The organism is Streptomyces sp. NPDC037421 (assembly GCF_055602105.1).
This window is the reverse complement of the sequence record NZ_JBVJWV010000005.1, coordinates 336,677-355,041: the sequence shown is the minus strand read 5'-3', so window position 1 is coordinate 355,041 and position 18,365 is coordinate 336,677. Positions and strand designations below refer to the sequence as shown.

The window sequence follows — 18,365 nt, the reverse complement described above, 5'->3', positions numbered from 1 at the left end:
CAGATGTGGAAGCCCGGTAACGGGTGGAGCTGACTGGTACTAATAGGCCGAGGGCTTGTCCTCAGTTGCTCGCGTCCACTGTGTTAGTTCTGAAGTAACGAACTCGCCTTGCCGGCTTGAGTTCCAACTTCATAGTGTTTCGGTGGTCATAGCGTTAGGGAAACGCCCGGTTACATTCCGAACCCGGAAGCTAAGCCTTTCAGCGCCGATGGTACTGCAGGGGGGACCCTGTGGGAGAGTAGGACGCCGCCGAACAATCATTGTGGGAAAGCCCCGCACCTTCTGGTGCGGGGCTTTTCTGCGTTCAAGGCCCGTTCGGGCGCGTTCAGCCGTTTACCGGCACGCGGTTCCCGTCAACCTGAGGTGACTGCTCGTATGGTGGGCCGATGGGCTATGAGCTGGTCATCTTCGACAACGACGGCGTCCTCGTGGACAGCGAGCCGGTCGCCAACACGATCCTGTCCGAGTACCTGACGGAGCTCGGGCACCCCACCACGTACGAGGACTCCCTGCGGGACTACATGGGGTCCGCCGTGCACCGGGTGCACGACCTCGTCCAGGAGCGGACCGGGCAGCGGCTGCCGGCGGACTTCGAGCGGGTCCTGAACGAGCGGCTCTTCGCCGCGTTCGAGCGGGAACTGCGGCCCGTGCCCGGCGTGGCCGAGCTGCTCGGGGAGCTGTCCGCGATCGGCATGCCCTACTGCGTGGCCTCGTCCTCCAGCCACGAGCGGATCCGGGTCGGGCACCGGGCGTCCGGGATGGACGAGTGGTTCGAGGAGGAGTGGATCTTCAGCGCGGAGGAGGTCGGGAAGGGCAAGCCGGCTCCGGACCTGTTCCTGCACGCCGCCGACATGATGGGCGTCCCCCCTTCGCGGTGCGTGGTGGTCGAGGACAGCCCGCTCGGGGTGGAGGCCGCCCGGGCCGCCGGGATGGACGTCCTCGGCTTCACCTCCATGGTGCCCGCCGACAGGCTCGCCGGGGCCACTGCCTGCTTCGGGGAGATGAAGGAGCTGTCCGCCCTGCTCGGATTGGGTGTGTGATCTCTCTACCCACCGGTAGTCACGAGGCCTACGCTGTGCCGCCATGACGGTTGACGTACGGCTTCGCCGCGGACGCGGGGCGCTCGGGTTGAGCTTCTTCGTGCAGGGTGTCGCCTTCGCCCTGCTGGTGACGCGGATCCCGGCCATTCAGGACCGGTACGGGATATCCGACGGGCTGCTGCCCGCCTTCCTCGCCGCCGTGCCGGTCCTCGCCGGGATCTCCAGCGTCGCCACCGAGCACCTGGTGAAGCGCGTCGCGCCCGGCGTGGTGCTGCGGTGGGCGCAGCCCGTCGTCCTGCTGGCCCTGCTCGGGGTGGGGGCCGGCAGCGGGATGTGGCAGGTGGCGGTGGCCCTGGGGGTGTTCGGGCTGGCGGTGGGTGCGCTGGACGCCTCGATGAACATGCTCGGGGTGAGCCTCCAGCGGGCGTACGGGCGCAGCATCATGCTGGGCTTCCACGCCTCGTACAGCCTCGGCGGGATCCTGGGGGCGTCGGCGGCCTGGGCGGGGGCGCACTGGCACCTGTCGCTGTTCACCGGCTATCTGCCCGCGGTGGTGCTCCTGCTGCCGGCGGCACTGGCGGGGAGCCGGTACTACGCGGACGCGAAGGGCGGGGGCACGGGGCAGGAGCAGGGGTGGCCGGCGGGCGGGGGGAAGCTGCTGCTGCCGTTGTGCCTGGTGATGGCGTGCGCGTACATCGGGGATTCGACGGTGGCGAACTGGAGTGCCAAGTACCTCCAGGACGTGCTGGGGAGTTCGGAGCAGCTGGCGACGGTCCCGTACAACGTGTACATGGTGACGACGCTGGCCGGTCGGGCCGTCGGGGACCTCGGGGTGCGCCGGTTCGGGGCGGTGGCGGTGGTGCGGGCCGGGACGGTGGTGGCGGCCGGCGGGTTCGCGGTGGTGGCGGTGGCGCCGGGGGCCTGGGTGGGGATGCTGGGCTTCACGCTGCTGGGGATCGGGTTGTGCGTGATCGTGCCGCAGACCTTCGCGGCGGCCGGGCGGCTGTTCCCCGGTGCCTCCGACACGGCGGTGGCGCGGCTGAACATCTTCAACTACGTGGGTTTCCTGATCGGTTCGCCGCTGGTGGGCGGGATCGGGGACGCCTGGAACCACCGGGGCGCGATGGTGGTGCCGATGGTGCTGGTGTTGGTGACGTTGTTCTATGCCCGTTCCTTCGGCGTCGACGGGGCCCGATACGGTGTCGGGCATGAGCGGCGAGCCGGTGACCGGGCTGTTGATGTGGGACGAGGCGGTAACGGGGTATGACTTCGGACCGGGCCATCCGATGGACCCGGTGCGCCTGGCGCTAACCATGGGCCTGGTGCGTGCCTTCGGGCTGGACCGGGAGATGGAGGTGCGGGCGGCTCCGGCGGCCGGGGACTCGACGCTGCGGCTGGTCCACCGGGAGGACTACGTGGCCGCGGTGCGGGAGGTGTCGGCGGATCCCGGGGTGGCGGACGGTTCGTACGGGCTGGGGACCATGGACGATCCGGCCTTCCACGGGATCCACGAGGCGTCCGCGCTGATCGCCGGGCAGTCGGTGGCGGCGGCGGAGGCGCTCTGGCGGGGCGAGGCCGAGCACGCGGTGAACTTCGCGGGCGGGCTGCACCACGCGATGCCGGGCGGGGCGGCCGGGTTCTGCGTGTACAACGACGCGGCGGTGGCGATCGCGCGGCTGCTGGAGCTGGGCGCGGAGCGGGTCGCGTACGTGGACGTGGACGTGCACCACGGGGACGGGGTGCAGGCGGTGTTCTGGGACGACCCCCGGGTGCTGACGGTGTCGCTGCACGAGCACCCGCGGACGCTGTTCCCGCAGACGGGCTGGCCGGAGGAGACGGGCGGTCCGGCGGCGGAGGGGAGCGCGGTGAACGTGGCGCTGGCGGCGGGGACCGGGGACGAGGGGTGGCTGCGGGCCTTCCACGCGACGGTGCCTGAGCTGCTGGCGGACTTCCGGCCACAGGTGCTGGTGACGCAGCACGGGGCGGACACGCACTTCGAGGACCCGCTCGCGCACCTGGCGGTGTCGCTGGACGCGCAGCGGGCGGTGCAGGAGGCGTGTCACGCGCTGGCGCACGAGTACGCGGGCGGGCGGTGGCTGGCGCTGGGCGGCGGCGGGTACGCGGTGGTGGACGTCGTACCGCGGTCGTGGACGCACCTGGTGGGGATCGCGGCGCACCGGCCGGTGGATCCGCTGGCGATGGTGCCGCAGTCGTGGCGGGACGAGGTGTACGCGCGGACTCGGCAGGGCGGGCCGGCCCGGATGACGGACGGGCGGACTCCGGAATGGCGGGACTGGGACTCCGGCTACGACCCGGCGGACCGTACGGATCAGGCCGTTCTGGCGACGCGGAGGGCGGTGTTCCCGCTGCGCGGGATGCTGGTGTGACGCGGGGGCGGCCCTTGGCGGGGTTACGCCAACTGTGGGTCGGTTCGGTGGAATTGATGAACCGGCAGATCCGGTGCGGCAGCATCGGAGGGTGTTGAGTACCGGCGCGTTGCGTGCGCATCTGCTGGCCGCCCGGTTGGCCGGGCCCGTCGCCACGACGCGGGAGGAGAGCCTGCGCAGTTACCGGCTGTTCGCTGCGGGGGACCCTCGGGTGTTGCTGGGGTTGGTGCCGGAGCGGCGGTGGGGCGTGGGTGAGCTGCTGGGGCTGATGGCGGCCAGGTGCGGGGTCTCGGCGGACCCGGCGCACGTCAGGGGGCCGGACGTGATCGATCCGGAGCGGACGGTGGTGGCCCTGGACGCCTTCGCGGAGCGGCTGGGGGCGGCGGCGGGGGCGCGGTCGCCCGTGCTGTTCGGGACGGGGCACCCGCACCGGCTCCTGCCCTTCTACGCCTCTTTGGCGCAGGCGTTGTCGGCGGCGGGATGTGTTGTCCTCACTCCGGCGCAGGGGGTGCATGTCGACATGGCGACCCGGTTCGGCGTACGCCCGCACCGGATCGATTACGTACGGGGGGTCGCGCTGGTGCGGGAGTCCGGCGCGCGGGGCGCCGGGAGTGCCACCGGCGCACACTCCCATTCGCCGCTGCCGGTTCGGATCGCGCTGGGCGCGCTGGCGGCGGCCGGGGGGCCGCTGCCGGAACTGGTGGTGGGTGACCACGGCTGGGTCTGCGGTGCAGGTCAGCTGGGTGTCGAGGCGATCGGGCTGGGCGATACGGATGATCCGGCGCTGTTCGTCGGGGAGGCCGAGGGGCGGGTGGCGGTGACCGTTCCGCTTGATGACGGGGTGCGCTCGGACTACTACGGTCCGCTCATCCGGCGCGTGCTGGATCGCGCCGGACTGTCGGGGCGTCAGGAGTGGCCGTAGCTCCTCTTCCCCACTCGTATCACCCGCCCCTACTCTGGGGAGTGAGCGTGCGACGACGAGGAGTAACCGGAGGGGAAGCCGGTGCCCGTCATGCGCGGAAGGTCAGGTGGGTGTCATGGCTGCTGGCGAGAGGCCTCTCAGTGAGGTTCAGTTCCTGACCGTGGCGGAGGTCGCCTCGGTGATGCGAGTGTCGAAGATGACGGTGTACCGGCTGGTGCACAACCGTCATCTGCCCGCGATCCGGGTGGGCCGGTCCTTCCGGGTCCCCGAGAACGCGGTCCACGAGTACCTCCAGGAGTCCTTCGTGGGGGTGGAGTCGGCCTGAGATCCGGGCCGCATGCCGAGGCTTGGTAACTCCTGCGGAGGGCTCGGATTACAAGCTCCGAGCTTGGGCGGGTAGGCTAGGCCGACGTAGGTCGTGTGGGCCCAGACGCCCCGCACCAGTGAAGAGAAGTGAGCGAGGGTAGTCGTGGGCTCTGTTATCAAGAAGCGGCGCAAGCGGATGGCCAAGAAGAAGCACCGCAAGCTGCTCAAGCGCACCCGCGTCCAGCGCCGTAACAAGAAGTAAACGGCAGCTGTACGTGTTCTCCGCAGCCCCTCCACCATCCTGGTGGAGGGGCTGCGGTGCAGCCGGGGTACTTCTTCGAGGGAGGCGCTGAGCTCGTGGGGAAGGTCGTGCTCGTCACCGGGGCAGCCCGGCAGCTGGGGGGCCGCTTCGTGCGCCGCATCCAGCGCGACCCGGAGGTGGAACGGGTCATCGCGGTCGACGCGGTGAGCCCGCCGCACCGGCTCGGCTCGGCCGAGTTCGTGCGGACGGACATCAGACAGTCGGCCATCGCCCGGGTGCTCGCCGAGCACGCCGTGGACACGGTGGTCCATCTCGCGGTCACCGGCGGCGCCGCCGCGGGGGCGCCGGGCGGGCGCAGCACCGTCAAGGAAACGAACGTCATCGGGACCATGCAGCTGCTGGGGGCCTGCCAGAAGTCCCCGACGGTACGGCGGCTCGTGGTGAAGTCGAGCACCAGCGTGTACGGGGGCACGGCGCGGGACCCGGCCGTTTTCACGGAGACCACGCAGCCGAAGGTGCTGCCGGCGGGCGGTTTCGCGAAGGACGCCGCCGAGGTCGAGGGATACGTACGCGGCTTCGCGCGCCGTCGGCCGGACGTGGCGGTGTGCGTGCTGCGCTTCGCGAACATCCTGGGGCCGTTCGCGGACTCCGCGCTGGCGGAGTACTTCTCGATGCCGGTGATGCCGACGGTGCTGGGGTACGACCCGAGGCTGCAGTTCGTCCACGAGGACGACGTGGTGGACGTGCTGAGGCTGGCGGCGGGGGAGCCGGAGCGGGGCACGCTGAACAGCGGGACCTTCAACATCGCGGGTGACGGGGTGCTGCTGCTGTCGCAGTGCGCGCGGCGGCTGGGCCGGCCGACGGTGCCGTTCCTGCTGCCGGCGGTGACGTGGGTGGGGCAGGCGCTGCGGGCGGTGGGGGCGACGGACTTCTCGCCGGAGCAGATCCGGCTGCTGACGCACGGGCGGGTCGTGGAGACCACGCAGATGCGGGAGACGCTGGGCTTCCGGCCGATGTACACGACCGCCGAGACCTTCGCGGACTTCGCGCGGAGCCGGGGGAGCGGGCTGCTGCCGCCGGAGCGGGTGGCGCGGGCCGTGGGGCGGGTCGCGGAGCTGTTGGACGTTGCCGAGGTTGACGAGGGAGTGGAGCGATAGTGGCCGACGCCAAGGTCATCCCGTTCGGCGAGGACCGGCCGCGCCGGCGGGCCGGCGCGGCCCGTAAGGTCCGGGCGGTCCCGGACCGGCCGGAGCCGGCCGTGGAGGTCCCGGCGGAGCCGGCGGCCGCGCCGGTGCGGGGCGGTGGCGAGGGCGGCTGGGACCGGCGGATCGCGGGCGGGCTGGCGTTCCTGCGGCGGCGGATCACCGGTGAGTACGAGGTCGACGAGTTCGGCTACGACAAGGAGCTGACGGACCAGGTCCTGATGTCCTTGATGCGGCCGCTGTTCGAGAAGTACTTCCGGGTTGAGGTCAAGGGCGTCGAGAACATCCCGAAGGAGGGCGGCGCGCTGATCGTGGCGAACCACTCGGGGACGCTCCCGCTGGACGGGCTGATGCTCCAGGTGGCCGTCCACGACCACCACCCGGCGCAGCGGCACCTGCGCCTGCTGGCGGCGGACCTGGTGTTCATGCTGCCGGTGGTGAACGAGCTCGCGCGGAAGGCCGGGCACACGCTGGCGTGCGCGGAGGACGCGCAGCGGCTGCTGGAGGCCGGGGAACTGGTCGGGGTGATGCCGGAGGGCTTCAAGGGCATAGGGAAGCCGTTCGGCGACCGGTACAAGCTCCAGCGGTTCGGTCGGGGCGGGTTCGTCTCGACGGCGCTGCGGGCGGGCACGCCGATCGTGCCGTGCTCGATCGTGGGGGCGGAGGAGATCTACCCGATGATCGGCAACGCGAAGACGCTGGCGCGATTGCTGGGGCTGCCGTACTTCCCGGTGACGCCGACGTTCCCTTGGCTGGGGCCGTTGGGGGCGGTGCCGCTGCCGACGAAGTGGACGATCCAGTTCGGTGAGCCGATCCCGACGGACGGGTACGCGCCGGAGGCCGCCGAGGATCCGATGCTGATGTTCAACCTGACGGACCAGGTCCGGGAGCAGATCCAGCACGCGCTGTACAAGCTGCTGGTGCAGCGGCGGTCCGTCTTCTTCTGACCCCTGACCCCGGACCCCGTGCCGGAGCGCCCGGCGGGCTGGACGACCAGCCCGCCGGGCGCTCCGCGTTGTTACTCGGCGTCCTCCGCCTGGATGCCCAGGCCCGGGAGGAGGCCCGGGAGGAGGGGCGGGAGGGTGATGTCCGGCTGGGGTTGTGCCGGGGGTGCCGAGGGGGGCGCGGACTGGCCGTGCGCCGGCGGGTTGAGCAGGTTGCCCGTGCCGCCCAGGAGGCCGCTGCCGGGGGCCGGTGCGTGGCTCCCGGAGGGGCTGGGGGCGGCCGGGGTCTGCGCCGCCGCCGGGGCGTCCGGTGCCGGTGCGGGCTGCTGCTTGCCCGTCGCGGGAGTGCTCGGCTTGGCGGGGGTGCCGCCGGGGCCGCCGCGCTGCTGCTCCGGGCGCTTGGGCAGCAGGCCCTGGAGCGGGGCCACCTCATCGTCTATGGCCTGGAAGACCGAGGTCACCTGGTCGCCCACGTCCGTCAGCTGCGGCGGCAGGTTGGACCGGAGCCGGCCCCACGCGTCGCGGTGGGAGTTGGAGAACGAGGACAGCGTCTGGATCGGGCCGAGCGAGCCGTCCCGCTTGTAGGCCGCCTGGAGGAGCCGGTGGCCCTCCGCCGCGTCGTGCTGCATGCCTGCCAGCGCCCGCCGGATCTCGCCCAGGACCTCGTGGTCCAGGGGTCCGGAACGGCCGCGTTCCATCAGCCGACGCGCTTCCGACAGGCGGTTCGAGGCCCGGTCGAGGTAGACCTCGCCCCGGTCCGCGCCCTCGTCGGCCATGCCCAGCTTCAGGTCCTCCATGCCCAGCTTGACCGGGTAGAGGGGATCACCGGGCAGGGCGTCGGTGCTGGCAGCGGCCACTCCGCTGAAGGCCCCTGCGGCCACACCCACGGTGAGGCCCCCCGCTGCGATGCCCTTGGACCAGCGGGAGCGGGGCCGCAATTTCCGGAGCGAGGTCGCCCGGTGGGCGCCGCGGCCGGTCCGCTGCTCGGGCACCAGAGGGTCCGCGGCGGCACCGCCCCCGGCCCTCTCCTCCATCACCATGGCCTCCATGGCGGCGACGAGCTGTGCTCGTTGCACCACTTTGACCTCGGGGTCCAGCACCGGGCGCGGCATTTCGCCGAGCACGCTCGCCAGGGCCAACAACCGGTCGTGGTCGGCGGATTCGGCAGGTGCCTCGGACTGCTCGGCCGCCGGGTCCGGTTCCGAAAGAGCGGACGGGGTCCGATCCTCCAGGGCCTGGGCGAAGGCGTTCGCCCGCCGGTGCGGAGTCACGTTCGCGATCACTGGCGGCACCTCCTCTCGTCATGACGATCGACTCCCCCAGGTGTCCGGAAGGTTGCCTTCCTTGAGCACATCCACACTTTCGGGTGAGCGGCTTCGGGCAGGGCTTGTCCACAGGGAGCCTGCATCCCGCACAACGAGCGGCGCGGCACTTGGGTTACGGACGAAGGATGATCGGACCACAGCGTCATCGAGGGGTCACCGGGTGTGAGGTCGTGTAGTCGTATGCGGGAGCGGGTCAGCGGGCATCGTCCGGCAGCAGGCGGGCCAGGGTGCGGACCGCCCGGTACTGGAGCGTCTTGATGGCCCCTTCGTTCTTGCCCATCACCCGGGCGGTCTCGGCGACCGAGAGGCCCTGGAGGAAGCGCAAGGTGACGCACTCCTGCTGCTGGGGGTTCAGTTTCCGTACGGCTTCGAGCAGGGCCGCGTTGGAGAGGGACTCCAGGACGGAGTCCTCGGGGCTGCGCTCCACCTCGTTGGCGTCGAGCATCTCGCCGGTGGTGACCTCCAGGCGGAAGCGGCTGGACTTGAAGTGGTCCGCCACCAGGTTCCGCGCGATGGTCACCAGCCAGGCGCCGAAGTCGCGGCCCTGCCAGGTGAAGGTGGAGATGCGGCGCAGCGCGCGCAGGAAGGTCTCGCTGGTGAGATCCTCCGCGGTCGCCTTGCCGCCGACGCGGTAGTAGATGTAGCGGTACACCGTGTCGCTGTACTGGTCGTAGAGGCGGCCGAAGGCCTCGGCCTCGCCGGCCTGGGCGCGTTCGACCAGGTCCATCATGCGGGCCTGGTCGCTGTCCGCCGTGGGGCGGCGGGCGGTGGGCGTGCTGGTGCCGCCGGCGGCGGAGCCCGCGCGACCGCGTCTGCCCACGGTCGCCCCGCCGTCCGTCAGGGCGTAGCAGGGGCCGGCCGGGCCGAGGCCGGCAGGGACCGCGGCGGCGAAGGCGGGGACGGCGTACGCGGTGGGGACGAAGCCGCGCAGGTGGTCGAGGACCGTCGCGCGCAGCGTAGCCAGGCCCGAGGCGTCAACCCCGACAGGTGGGTACACGGGACTCCCAGAGGCAGAGCTTCCATCACGTGCAGTGCGGGACCGTTCACCCGTCGTGGGGACGGATGGGCGGTGGCATGCGTTTGAGGAGAATAACGCTTCGTACAGGCAGCGCTACACCCAGTTGCCTAAATCACCGGTTCCGACACTTCTGTTGCGTGTCCAGGGCATATTCAGGCCCGGTTGGTGATCGATTCCTGATCGCTTGGATGCGCGGAATGGACGCTTCCACGGTGGCTCGCGACCGAGTCGGGCAGGCCGGAGTGCCGCGCCGACGGCGCGGGTAGAGGGGAGCGAATGCCTGCCGGGCGGCCCGTGGGCGGGCGGGGGCCCGGCGTTGCTACTTGCGGCGCCGGTGCAGGGCGATGGCGGCGGCCGCGCCGCCCGCGATCGCGCCGACTCCGGCGGCGGCGGGGACGCCGACCTTCACGGCCTTGCGGCCGGTCCGATAGTCGCGCAGCCGCCAGTCGTTGGCCCGGGCATGCTTGCGCAGTTTTGTGTCGGGATTGATCGCGTACGGATGTCCGACCAGGGACAGCATCGGGATGTCGTTGTGCGAATCGCTGTACGCGGCGCAGCGTTCGAGGTCGAGGTCCTCGGCGGCGGCCAGCGCGCGCACCGCCTCCGCCTTCGCGGGGCCGTGCAGCGGCTCGCCGACCAGGCGCCCGGTGTAGACGCCGTCCACGGACTCGGCGACGGTGCCCAGGGCACCGGTCAGGCCGAGGCGGCGGGCGATGATCGTGGCGGTCTCGACGGGGGCCGCGGTGACCAGCCACACCTTCTGGCCGGCGTCGAGGTGTGCCTGCGCCAGGGCGCGGGTGCCCGGCCAGATCCGCTCCGCCATGTACTCGTCGTAGATCTCCTCGCCGATGGCCATCAGTTCGGAGACCTTGTGGCCCTTGACGATGGACAGGGCGCTGTCGCGCGCGTCCTGCATGTGCTCGGGGTCCTCGACCCCGGCGAGCCGGAACCAGGCCTGCTGCCAGGCGAAGCGGGCCAGTTCGCGGCGGCGGAAGAACTCGCGCTTGTAGAGGCCGCGGCCGAAGTGGAAGATCGCGGCGCCCTGCATGACGGTGTTGTCGAGGTCGAAGAAGGCGGCGGCGAGGTCGTCGCCGTGGACCGGGAACTCCGGCTCGGCGGCTTCGGCCTCCGCGGTCCCGGCTTCGGTGCCGAGGGCGTCCCCGGGTGCGGGCGCAGGCACGGTTTCCGGTGCGCCGGCCGCCTCGGGGGCGTGTGGGGCACCGGCCTGTGCGGTCTTGCGGGCGGCTTCGGCCGAGGCCTCGCCTGCCAGCACGCTCCGCGCCGTCGCGGAGCGCCTACGGGGGGTGAGCCATCCCAGAGCGGCCATGACGCGAGCATAGCCATTGTGTTCGGGAGTTCCCGAACCGCCGGGAAACGGAGCGGTTAACTCTTCGGGCACCCCGGTCCGGCGCGGGACAATGACGTCATGAGTCCTTTGCTGCGCCGTAAGGAGAAGAAGCGTCCCGGAGAGCGGATGGTGACGCTCATCGGGAAGCCGGGGTGCCATCTCTGCGATGACGCCCAGGAAGTGATCGAGAAAGTCTGCGCCGAGACGGGTGCACAGTGGGAGAAGAAGGACATCTCGCAGGACGAGGAGCTCTACCGGCTGCACTGGGAGCAGATCCCGGTGGTGCTGGTGGACGGTGAACAGCACACCTTCTGGAGGGTGAACCCTGACCGGCTGCGGCGGGCATTGGGAGCCTGACCGTTTCGCCCGTTACCATCATGGGCGATTTATGGGGACTCGGGGGCGTATCGATGAGGAGTGTGTACCGTTTTGCCCCCCTCGGGATTTGAACGGGTTCGGCCCGTTCCCGGCCCGGGCCCCATCTGCCCAGCCCGCGTGACCCCGGTCACTTTGCTCGGACAAAGCGGACACAATCTTTGTGCACGCGTTCACAAAGACATAGCCTGCATTCGACGGGGCGGTCCTGGGACAAGAGGCCGCCTGCAGCCCCGCTCATCCCGCAGGAGCATCGTGGCAACTGGCCGAACTCACCGACCGGCGACCCGCAGCCGAGGTATTCCCGAGGCCACTGTCGCCCGGCTTCCGCTGTACTTGCGCGCACTCACCGCGCTCTCCGAGCGATCGGTGCCCACGGTGTCCTCCGAGGAGCTCGCGGCCGCCGCCGGAGTCAACTCCGCGAAGCTGCGCAAGGACTTCTCGTACCTCGGTTCCTACGGCACGCGCGGCGTCGGCTACGACGTCGAGTACCTCGTCTACCAGATCTCGCGCGAACTCGGCCTGACCCAGGACTGGCCGGTCGTCATCGTCGGCATCGGCAACCTCGGCGCCGCCCTGGCCAACTACGGCGGTTTCGCGTCGCGCGGGTTCCGCGTGGCCGCGCTGATCGACGCCGACCCGGCCATGGCCGGCAAGCCGGTGGCCGGCATGCCCGTGCAGCACACCGATGATCTGGAGAAGATCATCGAGGAGAACGGCGTCTCGATCGGCGTCATCGCCACGCCCGCGGGCGCGGCCCAGCAGGTCAGCGAGCGGCTGATCGCCGCCGGCGTGACCTCCATCCTGAACTTCGCGCCGACCGTGCTGTCCGTGCCCGAGGGCGTGGACGTGCGCAAGGTCGACCTGTCCATCGAGCTCCAGATCCTGGCGTTCCACGAGCAGCGCAAGGCCGGCGAGGGCGCCGGCGGCGCGGACGCGGACGCCGACGCCGAGACCGGGCCGGGCGGGGACGCCGCCGCGGGCGCCGCGCCCGTCGCCGCCGTCGAGCCGCCGGCCGGGCGGGCCGCCGCGGCCGCGCGCAAGGGCGGCCCCGAGGGTGACGTGCCGGCGGTGATGCCGGCATGAGTCTGCTCGTCGTAGGCCTGAGCCACCGCAGCGCGCCGGTGAGCGTGCTGGAGCGGGCCTCGCTGTCCGCCGACGCCAAGGTCAAGCTGCTGCACGACACCCTGGCCGCCGAGCCGGCGGCCGAGGCGACCGTGCTGGCCACGTGCAACCGGATCGAGCTCTACGCCGACGTGGAGAAGTTCCACGCCGGTGTCGCCGAGCTGTCCACGCTGCTGGCCCAGCACAGCGGGGTCGCGCTGGAGGAGCTCACCCCCTACCTGTACGTGCACTACGAGGACCGGGCGGTGCACCACCTGTTCTCGGTGGCGTGCGGGCTGGACTCGATGGTCGTGGGCGAGGGGCAGATCCTCGGCCAGATCAAGGACGCGCTGGCGCTGGGGCAGGAGCTCCACACGGCGGGCCGGCTGATCAACGACCTCTTCCAGCAGGCGCTGCGCGTCGGCAAGCGGGCGCACTCGGAGACCGGGATCGACCGGGCCGGGCAGTCGCTGGTGACCTTCGGGCTGGAGCAGCTCGCGGTGCACCTGCCGGTGGGGGAGTGGGCCGCCGGGAAGCGCGCGCTGGTGATCGGTGCCGGGTCGATGTCCTCGCTGGCGGCGGCGACGCTGGCGCGGGTGGGTGTCGCCGAGGTGGTCGTGGCGAACCGGACCGCGGAGCGGGCGGAGCGTCTTGCGGAGATTTTGGTTGCCTCGGGCACTGGTGTTGCGGCGCGGGCCGTGCCGATGTCGGCCGTGGCCGGTGAGCTGGCGCGGGTCGACGTGGTCGTGTCCTGTACCGGGGCCACCGGGCTGGTGCTGACCGGGGACGACGTCGCGGCGGCGGTGGCGGGCCCTGCGGGCCCGGACGCGGCCGGGGCCGCGCCCCAGGCCTCCGGGCCGGGGGAGGGCCTCGCCCCGGCTGGTGCCGAGGCCGCGGCCCCGACTCCCGGGACGCCGCCGGCCGGGGTGGTCGACGCCGAGATCGTGGCGCGGCTCGCCGCGGTCGCGCGGGGTGGGCGGCGGATCGCCGACGCCGGGGCCGCCCGGACCATCACGGCGCCTGCCGCCGTCGCGGCCGACGGGTGTCCCGTCGGGCCGGACGCGTCGGCCGGTGACGAGCAGTTCGCGCCGACGGGCGACGGCCGGTCCGCGCTCGCCGGGGTCGACGCCGGGTCGCTCGAACTGCACGGGGCCTGGGCCGATCAGGGTGAGGCCGCCGCGCAGCGGCAGCCGAGGCGGGCGGCGCGGAGCCTGGCCGACGGGGCCGTTCCCGTACGGCTGGCGCTGCTGGACCTGGCCATGCCCCGGGACATCGACGCCGCCGTGCACCGCATCCCGGGCGTGCGGCTCGTCGACATCGAGAGCCTCGCCGAGGCCTCCGCCGACGCGCCCATGGCTGCCGACGTCGACGCCGTGCGCGGGATAGTGGCCGGGGAAGTGGCCGCCTTCGGTGCCGCGCAGCGGGCCGCGCACATCACGCCCACCGTCGTCGCCCTGCGGGCGATGGCCGCCGAGGTCGTCGCCATGGAGGTGGCACGGCTCGACGGGCGGGTACCCGATCTCGACGAGCGGCAGCGCGCGGAGGTCACCCAGACCGTGCGCCGCGTCGTCGACAAGCTCCTCCACGCGCCGACCGTGCGCGTCAAGCAGCTCGCGAGCGAGCCCGGCGGCGCCGGGTACGCGGAGGCGCTGCGCGAACTCTTCGACCTCGACCCTCAGACGGTGGCTTCCGTCAGCCGGGCGGACGCGGCCGATCCGATGAACGACGACCCAGGACGGGCATCATGAACACACGTCCCGACCAGCCCCTCAGGCTCGGCACGCGGCGCAGCAAGCTGGCCATGTCCCAGTCCGGGCACGTCGCCGAGGCGGTCCGGGCGATCACCGGCCGGCCCGTCGAGCTCGTGGAGATCACGACCTACGGTGACGTGTCCCGCGAGAACCTCGCGCAGATCGGCGGCACCGGCGTGTTCGTCACGGCGCTGCGCGACGCGCTCGTGCGCGGCGAGGTCGACTTCGCCGTGCACTCGCTGAAGGACCTGCCGACGGCGCAGCCCGACGAGCTGGTCATCGCGGCCATGCCGGAGCGCGAGGACCCGCGCGACGCGCTGGTGGCCCGCGACGGCCTGACCTTCGAGCAGCTGCCCGACGGGGCCCGCGTGGGTACCGGTTCGCCGCGCCGCATGGCGCAGCTGAACGCGTACGCCCGCAGCCTGGGCAAGTCCATCGAGACCGTCGCGATCCGCGGCAACGTCGACACCCGGATCGGCTTCGTGCGCGCCGGCGAGCTCGACGCGGTCGTGCTGGCCGCGGCCGGCCTGAACCGGATCGGCCGCGCCGACGAGGCGACCGACCTGCTGTCGGTCGACAACGTCCTGCCCGCCCCCGGCCAGGGTGCCCTGGCCGTGGAGTGCCTCGCCTCCGACGCGGACCTCATCTCCGCGCTCGGCCGGCTCGACGACCCGCACACGCGGGCCGCCGTGACCGCGGAGCGTGCGCTCCTCGCCGCCCTGGAGGCCGGGTGCAGCGCACCCGTGGGCGCGCTCGCCGACCTTCTGGCCGACGGGCAGATTGTCAATGAAATGCGCCTGCGTGGTGTCGTCGGGACCCTCGACGGTTCGACGCTGGTGCAGCTGTCCACCACCGGTCCCGTGCCCCAGTCGTACGACGAGGCCATGGCGCTCGGCCGCGAACTCGCGGACGAGATGCTGGCCAAGGGCGCGGCCGGTCTGATGGGGGAGCGATCCCTTTGAACCCCTCAAGCCCCACCACCTCCCCCTTCGCGGGCGTAGCCGCCCCCGGGCTCGTCACCTTCCTCGGTGCGGGTCCGGGCGACCCGGGTCTGCTGACGCTGCGCGCCGTGGAGGCGCTCGCCGCCGCGGACGTACTGATCGCGGAGCCCGAGGTGCTAGAGGTCGTACGGACCCATGCGCGCGCGGGTGTCGACACGCCGCAGCTGACGATCGCTGACGAAGTGTCAGCCGCCGCCGGTGTCCCGGCGATCCGTACTCCGTCGACCGCCGCGGACGTTGCCAATCTTGTCATGGAGGCCGCGCGCTCCGGCAGGCGGGTCGTCCGTGCGGTGACGGGCGACCCCGGGCTGGAGGGGAACGCGGCCGAGGAGATGCTCGCCTGCGCCCACCAGGGGATCCCCTTCGAGGTGGTGCCCGGTGTGGCGACCGCCGTCGGCGTGCCCGCGTACGCGGGTGTGCCGCTGCGCGGCGAGCAGGGCGCGGACGTGCGCTTCGTGGACGCCCGGCACGCCTCGGCGCGCTGCTGGAGCGAGGTCGGCGCGAGCGACTGCGGTGTCGTGGTCTCGGCGACGCTGGAGACGGTCGCGAGCGCGGCCGCCGAGCTGGTGTCGGCGGGCCGCAAGCCGGAGACCCCGCTGACGGTGACCGTGGGCGGTACGACGACCCGGCAGCGGACCTGGAGCGCGACCCTGGGCACGATCGCCCAGGTGTTCAAGCAGGGCAAGGTGCTCCCCTCCCCCGAGGGCTCGCGGCCGGTCATAGCCGTGGTCGGTGAGCAGGGTGCCGCGGCGCGGCGCGAGGAGCTGGCCTGGTTCGAGTCGAAGCCGCTGTTCGGCTGGCGGGTCCTCGTACCGCGTACGAAGGAGCAGGCCGCTTCGCTCTCCGACCAGCTGCGTTCGTACGGCGCGGTGCCGCACGAGGTGCCGACCATCGCCGTGGAGCCGCCGCGCACCCCGCAGCAGATGGAGCGGGCGGTGAAGGGCCTGGTGACGGGCCGCTACGAGTGGATCGCCTTCACGTCGGTGAACGCCGTCAAGGCGGTGCGGGAGAAGTTCGAGGAGTACGGGCTCGACGCGCGTGCCTTCGCGGGCATCAAGGTCGCCGCGGTGGGCGAGCAGACCGCGGCCGCGCTGGTGGAGTTCGGCGTGAAGCCGGACCTGGTGCCGAGCGGTGAGCAGTCGGCGGCGGGGCTGCTGGAGGACTGGCCGCCGTACGACCCGGTCTTCGACCCGATCGACCGCGTCTTCCTGCCGCGCGCCGACATCGCCACGGAGACGCTGGTGGCCGGGCTGATAGAGCTGGGCTGGGAGGTCGACGACGTCACGGCCTACCGGACCGTGCGGGCGTCGCCGCCGCCGGCGGACACCCGTGAGGCGATCAAGGGCGGCGGTTTCGACGCCGTTCTCTTCACGTCGTCGAGCACCGTGCGCAACCTGGTCGGCATCGCCGGCAAGCCGCACAACGTGACCGTGATCGCCTGTATCGGGCCGGCGACGGCCAAGACGGCGGAGGAGCACGGGCTGCGCGTGGACGTGCTGTCGCCGGAGCCGAGCGTGGGCAAGCTGGCGGAGGCGCTGGCGGCGTACGGGGAGGCGCGCCGTGAGGCGGCCAAGGCGGCCGGCGAGACGGTGGCCCGCCCGAGCGAGCGCCGTCCGGGCGCGCGTCGGCGTCGCGCGACGTGAGGTTAGTGGTCGGAGGGGCCCGGGTGCGGTGTACGCCCCGGGCCCCTTCGGCGTTCCCCGGGGCCGGTGACCATGCGGGGCTGAGTAGCGGGTTGAGTAGCCGCGCGGATGCCCGGGGGGCCCGGCGCGCGGTTCAGTGGGGGCATGAACGAGAACCTCGCCGCCGCCCACGCCGCCCACGCCGCCGAAGACGCCACCGACCGGCGGGCCTTCGTGGCGCCGCTGCTCTCCACGCTGCTGACGGTGCCCATGGGCCTGCTGTCCCTGTTCTCCGCGGGGCTGTCGCCGATGGCCTGCGACTCCTGCAACGAGGAGGCCTCCGACGTCTTCGAAGCCAGCTTCGACGTCGCCTGGCCGGTGTTCCTGGGCGGGCTGGTGGTGGTGCTGATCACCCTCCTGGCGTCCTGGCTGCTGCCGTGGCAGCGCCGCAACTCCGCCCGGCGCGTGGTGCTCGCGCTGGTCGCACCGGGCTTGGTCCTGTTCAACGCGGCCGTCTTCTACGGGCTGGTGGACTGGCCGGCGTAGGCCCTGCGCGGGCGGGCCGGGGGCGGGCTCTACGCTGGGTGGTGACTGCTGTCGATGCTCGAAGAGGCGACTAGAAGATGAGCGCGTACGGTTCTTTCCCCGGTTCGCGGCCCCGTCGGCTGCGCACCACCCCGGCGATGCGGCGGATGGTCGCGGAGTACCGGCTGCACCCCTCGGACCTGATCCTGCCGGCGTTCGTCCGGGAGGGCATCAGCGATCCGCTCCCGATCTCGGCGATGCCGGGCGTGGTGCAGCACTCCCGGGACACGCTGCGGAAGGCCGCCGTGGAGGCGGTCGAGGCGGGGGTCGCGGGGATCATGCTCTTCGGTGTTCCGGCGGACGAGAACAAGGACGCGCTGGGCACGGCGGGCACGGAGCCGGACGGCATCCTCCAGGTCGCGATCCGCGACGTGAAGGCGGAGGTCGGCGACGACCTGGTGATCATGTCGGACCTGTGCCTGGACGAGTACACCGACCACGGCCACTGCGGGGTCCTCGACGAGCACGGCCGCGTCGACAACGACGCGACGCTGGAGCGGTACGCGGAGATGGCGCAGGTCCAGGCCGACGCGGGCGTCCACGTGGTGGGTCCGAGCGGGATGATGGACGGCCAGGTCGGCGTGATCCGCGACGCGCTGGACGAGACGGGCCACGAGGACGTCGCGGTCCTCGCCTACACGGCGAAGTACTCCTCCGCCTTCTACGGTCCCTTCCGTGAGGCCGTCGCCTCCTCCCTCCAGGGCGACCGCAAGACGTACCAGCAGGACCCGGCGAACGCCCGCGAGTCGCTGCGGGAGCTGGCGCTGGACCTGGAGGAGGGTGCCGACATGGTCATGGTGAAGCCGGCCGGCCCCTACCTGGACATCCTGCACCGGGTCGCGGAGGCCGTGGACGTGCCGGTGGCGGCGTACCAGATCAGCGGTGAGTACGCGATGGTCGAGGCGGCCGCGGAGAAGGGCTGGATCGAGCGCGACCGGGCGATCATGGAGACGCTGCTCGGCATCAAGCGGGCGGGCGCGGACACGATCCTGACGTACTGGGCGACCGAGGTCGCGGGCTGGCTGCGCGCCGAGCGCTGAGCCGCAGCGGGTGGGGGGGGGGGGGGGGGGGGGGGGGAGACCCCCCCCCCCCCCCCCCCAAACCCCCCCCCCCCCGCCCCCCTCCCCCCCCCCCCCCCCGTTCCCCCCCCTTCGCGGCCGGGTTCTCCCCCGC

Annotated in this window: 18 protein-coding genes and 1 rRNA gene; 16 read left to right on the top strand and 3 right to left on the bottom strand. The window is 72.3% G+C overall.

Annotated features, from left to right (window positions below; all coding sequences use genetic code 11):
• Window positions 1-138 precede the first annotated feature (138 nt).
• The 9 genes from rrf to ACZ7IF_RS10935 all read left to right on the top strand — a co-directional run bounded on the left by rrf (window position 139) and on the right by ACZ7IF_RS10935 (window position 7,066).
• A 5S ribosomal RNA gene (gene rrf / locus ACZ7IF_RS10975) occupies window positions 139-255 on the top strand.
• 131 nt (window positions 256-386) lie between these two features.
• Window positions 387-1,040 carry an HAD family hydrolase gene (locus ACZ7IF_RS10970; protein ID WP_470966712.1) on the top strand — a complete coding sequence of 218 codons (654 nt, stop codon included), beginning with the start codon at window positions 387-389 and terminating at the stop codon, window positions 1,038-1,040.
• 43 nt (window positions 1,041-1,083) lie between these two features.
• On the top strand, window positions 1,084-2,307 hold the full coding sequence (locus tag ACZ7IF_RS10965) for an MFS transporter (protein ID WP_470966708.1): 1,224 nt from the start codon (window positions 1,084-1,086) through the stop codon (window positions 2,305-2,307).
• A complete protein-coding gene (locus ACZ7IF_RS10960; protein WP_470966812.1) occupies window positions 2,279-3,427 on the top strand; it encodes an acetoin utilization protein AcuC in 1,149 nt (382 codons plus the stop codon). The genes ACZ7IF_RS10965 and ACZ7IF_RS10960 overlap by 29 nt, the downstream gene beginning before the upstream one ends.
• Before the next feature lie 91 nt (window positions 3,428-3,518).
• Complete coding sequence (locus ACZ7IF_RS10955; RefSeq protein ID WP_470966703.1) at window positions 3,519-4,349, top strand: phosphatase; 831 nt, start codon at window positions 3,519-3,521, stop codon at window positions 4,347-4,349.
• Window positions 4,350-4,464: 115 nt separating this feature from the next.
• Complete coding sequence (locus ACZ7IF_RS10950) at window positions 4,465-4,674, top strand: helix-turn-helix domain-containing protein (protein WP_042803574.1); 210 nt, start codon at window positions 4,465-4,467, stop codon at window positions 4,672-4,674.
• A gap of 144 nt (window positions 4,675-4,818) precedes the next feature.
• The gene (locus tag ACZ7IF_RS10945; protein ID WP_003948845.1) at window positions 4,819-4,917 is read left to right on the top strand and encodes a 30S ribosomal protein bS22; all 99 of its coding nucleotides are present in this window, start codon (window positions 4,819-4,821) and stop codon (window positions 4,915-4,917) included.
• 95 nt (window positions 4,918-5,012) lie between these two features.
• Complete coding sequence (locus tag ACZ7IF_RS10940) at window positions 5,013-6,074, top strand: NAD-dependent epimerase/dehydratase family protein (protein WP_470966697.1); 1,062 nt, start codon at window positions 5,013-5,015, stop codon at window positions 6,072-6,074.
• The gene (locus ACZ7IF_RS10935) at window positions 6,074-7,066 is read left to right on the top strand and encodes a lysophospholipid acyltransferase family protein (RefSeq protein WP_470966692.1); all 993 of its coding nucleotides are present in this window, start codon (window positions 6,074-6,076) and stop codon (window positions 7,064-7,066) included. The genes ACZ7IF_RS10940 and ACZ7IF_RS10935 overlap by 1 nt, the downstream gene beginning before the upstream one ends.
• 71 nt (window positions 7,067-7,137) lie before the next feature.
• Here the strand turns inward: ACZ7IF_RS10935 and ACZ7IF_RS10930 are convergent, their stop codons facing one another.
• The 3 genes from ACZ7IF_RS10930 to ACZ7IF_RS10920 all read right to left on the bottom strand — a co-directional run bounded on the left by ACZ7IF_RS10930 (window position 7,138) and on the right by ACZ7IF_RS10920 (window position 10,733).
• Window positions 7,138-8,346, bottom strand: a complete 1,209-nt coding sequence (locus ACZ7IF_RS10930; protein ID WP_470966689.1) for a DUF5667 domain-containing protein — start codon at window positions 8,344-8,346, stop codon at window positions 7,138-7,140.
• 235 nt (window positions 8,347-8,581) lie between these two features.
• Window positions 8,582-9,385 (bottom strand): ECF subfamily RNA polymerase sigma factor, BldN family, encoded by an 804-nt coding sequence (locus ACZ7IF_RS10925; protein ID WP_470966684.1) that lies wholly within the window; start codon window positions 9,383-9,385, stop codon window positions 8,582-8,584.
• Between the two features lie 340 nt (window positions 9,386-9,725).
• On the bottom strand, window positions 9,726-10,733 hold the full coding sequence (locus ACZ7IF_RS10920) for an HAD family hydrolase (protein WP_470966679.1): 1,008 nt from the start codon (window positions 10,731-10,733) through the stop codon (window positions 9,726-9,728).
• 99 nt (window positions 10,734-10,832) lie between these two features.
• On the opposite strand from ACZ7IF_RS10920, the gene ACZ7IF_RS10915 reads away from it, so the two are divergent.
• From ACZ7IF_RS10915 to hemB, 7 genes are all read left to right on the top strand, one after another.
• Complete coding sequence (locus ACZ7IF_RS10915; RefSeq protein WP_125602560.1) at window positions 10,833-11,111, top strand: glutaredoxin family protein; 279 nt, start codon at window positions 10,833-10,835, stop codon at window positions 11,109-11,111.
• A 273-nt stretch (window positions 11,112-11,384) separates the two neighbouring features.
• Complete coding sequence (locus ACZ7IF_RS10910; RefSeq protein ID WP_470966672.1) at window positions 11,385-12,215, top strand: redox-sensing transcriptional repressor Rex; 831 nt, start codon at window positions 11,385-11,387, stop codon at window positions 12,213-12,215.
• Window positions 12,212-13,981 (top strand): glutamyl-tRNA reductase, encoded by a 1,770-nt coding sequence (locus ACZ7IF_RS10905; RefSeq protein WP_470966669.1) that lies wholly within the window; start codon window positions 12,212-12,214, stop codon window positions 13,979-13,981. Before ACZ7IF_RS10910 ends, ACZ7IF_RS10905 begins: the two co-directional genes overlap by 4 nt.
• Window positions 13,978-14,946 carry a hydroxymethylbilane synthase gene (gene hemC / locus ACZ7IF_RS10900; RefSeq protein ID WP_469115475.1) on the top strand — a complete coding sequence of 323 codons (969 nt, stop codon included), beginning with the start codon at window positions 13,978-13,980 and terminating at the stop codon, window positions 14,944-14,946. Before ACZ7IF_RS10905 ends, hemC begins: the two co-directional genes overlap by 4 nt.
• Window positions 14,943-16,628 (top strand): bifunctional uroporphyrinogen-III C-methyltransferase/uroporphyrinogen-III synthase, encoded by a 1,686-nt coding sequence (locus ACZ7IF_RS10895; RefSeq protein ID WP_470966664.1) that lies wholly within the window; start codon window positions 14,943-14,945, stop codon window positions 16,626-16,628. Before hemC ends, ACZ7IF_RS10895 begins: the two co-directional genes overlap by 4 nt.
• A 144-nt stretch (window positions 16,629-16,772) precedes the next feature.
• Entirely contained in the window at window positions 16,773-17,153 is a 381-nt protein-coding gene (locus ACZ7IF_RS10890) for a hypothetical protein (protein ID WP_470966659.1), read from the top strand.
• Window positions 17,154-17,230: 77 nt separating this feature from the next.
• Complete coding sequence (gene hemB / locus ACZ7IF_RS10885; protein ID WP_470966654.1) at window positions 17,231-18,232, top strand: porphobilinogen synthase; 1,002 nt, start codon at window positions 17,231-17,233, stop codon at window positions 18,230-18,232.
• The last annotated feature ends 133 nt before the right edge of the window (window positions 18,233-18,365 follow it).